The organism is Microvirga roseola (assembly GCF_020866965.1).
Classification (GTDB): domain Bacteria; phylum Pseudomonadota; class Alphaproteobacteria; order Rhizobiales; family Beijerinckiaceae; genus Microvirga; species Microvirga roseola.
Window position 1 is genome coordinate 1 of sequence record NZ_JAJATX010000127.1, and the last position, 2,994, is coordinate 2,994.

The following is a 2,994-nucleotide window of genomic DNA, read 5'->3' on the forward strand; positions in this document are numbered from 1 at the left end:
CGGATCAGGTCACGAAAATCTGGTGGCGTTTGCTACCGAATGCCGAAATTATCTGCCAATGGCACGGAGATTGGGAATTGGAGAGGCGAAACGGGCTACAAAGCACCATGGTGTCCCTTGACCATCTTCCAAGGCTTACCGGCACATCCGTGTACCTCCTGTGAGGAATGGCTCAATGCTGCTGCTGGCTTTATTCGTAAGGTGTCAGGCTGCTTGGGATCGAAGGAATACGGCACATGGTGAACATGACGGTTGAACTGCGCAGTGTGGAGGGGACCCAGGCAGCTATGGGATGGGCCGGCGGCCACACCATTGTAGTCGATCGCCCTACAGGAAGGGCCGGCGGCGCAGGCCTCGGGTTCAACGGCGGTCAACTCCTGGCGCTCGCGATCGGCGGGTGCTTCTGCAACGATCTGCGCTATGTTGCCGATGATATGGGAATTCGTTTGGGCCGCATCTCGGTCAGCGTCATGATCGAATTGGAAGGCGAGCCCTTGCTGACCACCCGCGCGACCATGACGGTATCTTGCGAAACACTGGACGGCTCAGACCCAGAGAGTGTTATCACAAGAGCCAAAGCAACGTGCATGGTAAGCAACTCGCTGCGCGCCGGCGTCCCAGTGACGATCAAATCGGCTTCTTAAGCGATTGCACAATCAGCATTCGTTCCATGTTGACCAGTTAGCAACGAGCCAACCCTCGGTTAGCCGGCCAAGCTGCTTGGACCCGAGGCCCTTGTCGCTCAGGTAGTACCGGGCAAGGGCTACATTGGGGGAGCCTCTGGGCTTGCCGCGAGGGTCGAGGACCTCCACCATCGGCCTGTTTTGAGCCAGTTGCAGAACTTGTCCCCAGTCGATTGAATAGGCTCAAGCGTCTCAAGCGGATGTTGCTCCTGGCTTCACCAGGGCGGTGGCCAAGTTGGAGGATGAGGACCAAGAGTTGAATGTGCAGGCGAGGATCCCACCTGTTGTCGATCGCGTGGCCACAATTCTCAGTTGGCCTGGCCTCGTTGGAACCACAGCTGTTTTCTCTCGGGTGAGCCGGCTCACCTTGGCTAAGTAACCAGACCTATTAGAGGAAGGCAGGGAATCTCTTATAGAAGACTTGTCCAACGTATGTTAGTTGGCTTGCCCCATCTAACGATGGGGAAACAGACTTGCGCTGGCACGGGAAACACTCCCGGCGAAGAGCGGGCGACGTCGTGGCGCTTATTGTCATCGTCCTTGCCGTGGCCGTGGTCATCGAAATCTGCAGGCATATGCCCTAGCAGTAGCGACTCCATCGCGCCGGGATAGAACACTGCACGGTACGAAACTGCGGCACGAGAATTGAGCGCCAAACTTGTCTGGATCGGCGCGGACGTGTTCGGACATCACCAGGCCAACTTGCCTCCTTGCATCGCAGTCCCCAAGCGCCAGACGTTTTGTAATCACATTGGCCGTCATGTCTGGCGGAAGGACTTTGCCGTTGATGACGATTGACATTCCGCTGACGCCAGACTGGGCCAATCGGTACCGAATGTCGCCTTCAGGCCATGAGCCAACAGCCTCGATTACCCGCATGTAGAGACCTCGAAGATCGGTCCAGATTGTTAGGAACAGGGGAACAGGGCGCAACCGCCTCGTTCCCTCTCCCAGATCCGGCATAGAACGCGGCTCACCCATCTGGTTCGATCTCCCCAGTGAGTCGGAGTGCCTAGTCAGGATCGTGTCGTCGACCGGATCTCCCCCCATCTGCATCGAAGATGAGTTGGCATGGGCAAGCCACATCACGCAGATCCCTCAAGTCATTCAAGGAAAGCAGAGAATGCTTGCGGCTGCCGTATAGCGGCTGGTTTGTAACGTCGTCTCTCCCGCGGCATATGCGGAGGAGCCCGTGAACGTTTGGAACATCGGGACCGCCCATCTGCACGGCCAATTCGTCGAAACGCTCCCTGCCCAAAGGGCCGTCAAATCTGTTGGCCCATCCGGTCACAACAACAAGATCAATATCGCCTACGTGCGCCTTTTCGGATTGATCATGCTTCCGAAAAGCCAGATCCGATGCACAGCGAAAGGGATATCCCGCCGGCCTGTTCACCGCGCTGCTCGCATCCAGGAGTAATTGAAGAACCTTCCTTGCGCTTGAGGCAAGCGGATACGGCGTCCGCACCTGTGAGATAAATCTGGGGCCCTCAGATGACGCCCTGGAGTTTGATGCATGGTCCGGCCCGGCAGGCGAGGTTGTGCCAAAACGGGTTGGGCAGGTGCTCACAGCGTGAGCGGAAGACTGATGGATCGCCTGTTAAATTGGCCGGAGTCGGAATGCTGGGTGGTTCAGCTCAGGGTACACGGTATGCACAGATCTGCCGCCATCAGATGAGCTCACTGGTGCCCCTTCCACTGGCTCTTGCGGGATTCAGCGCAAACGCAAAAAAGTGCGACAGCACTCGCAATGTAGGCGTGATCCTGCTCATGTTGGACCGGTCGGCACCTGCACTTCTACATCTTGGGGGCTCTTGGCGCCGGCAGGCTGCGCGATGCCCCGCCGCCAAGACCGGCACCAACACGAGGCCGCCTAACGAGTAGCTGGGGCGATTTGGCGAGAGCTCTCCCTATTGTAGTCTCACGACCAGTAACCATATTCCGGATGCGGACCCTGCCGATCCGGCAGGGTCCGAAGCCTCCTCTGACGTCCCCGGTGTCTTTGATCGATCCGTTCGATTGGACCTGGCTGCAAGAGGCTCTGTGGGCACGTGATCATTGCCTCTTGCAAAAGAGGTGGAATCGATTATGTATCCCCTCCCCGCGCCGCTGCGAGAGCAGGCGAGCGCAATTTCCAGACACGGTGACCATCAGTTTCCAGGCCATTGCCCGGGAGCGATGTTGCGCTTTCAGACGCACGCAGTTCGAGGCCTGATGGGTCCGAGGGCAGGTTCTGAGGGTGAAGCTCTTTGTGTCTGGTTTCAAACCATGAGCCTGATTGCCAGAGGACATTCCGGCATTCACGCTCCTC

The 2,994-nt window shown here is 57.8% G+C and carries 1 protein-coding gene; it reads left to right on the forward strand.

Features of this window, described 5'->3' with window-relative positions; genetic code table 11:
- Positions 1-236 precede the first annotated feature (236 nt).
- Positions 237-644 carry an OsmC family protein gene (locus LG661_RS24335; protein ID WP_230534580.1) on the forward strand — a complete coding sequence of 136 codons (408 nt, stop codon included), beginning with the start codon at positions 237-239 and terminating at the stop codon, positions 642-644.
- The last annotated feature ends 2,350 nt before the right edge of the window (positions 645-2,994 follow it).

Excerpts from the sequence above, each read along its gene's own strand:
- LG661_RS24335 (WP_230534580.1), top strand. The coding sequence starts at position 237 with ATGGTGAACATGACGGTTGAACTGCGCAGTGTGGAGGGGACCCAGGCA.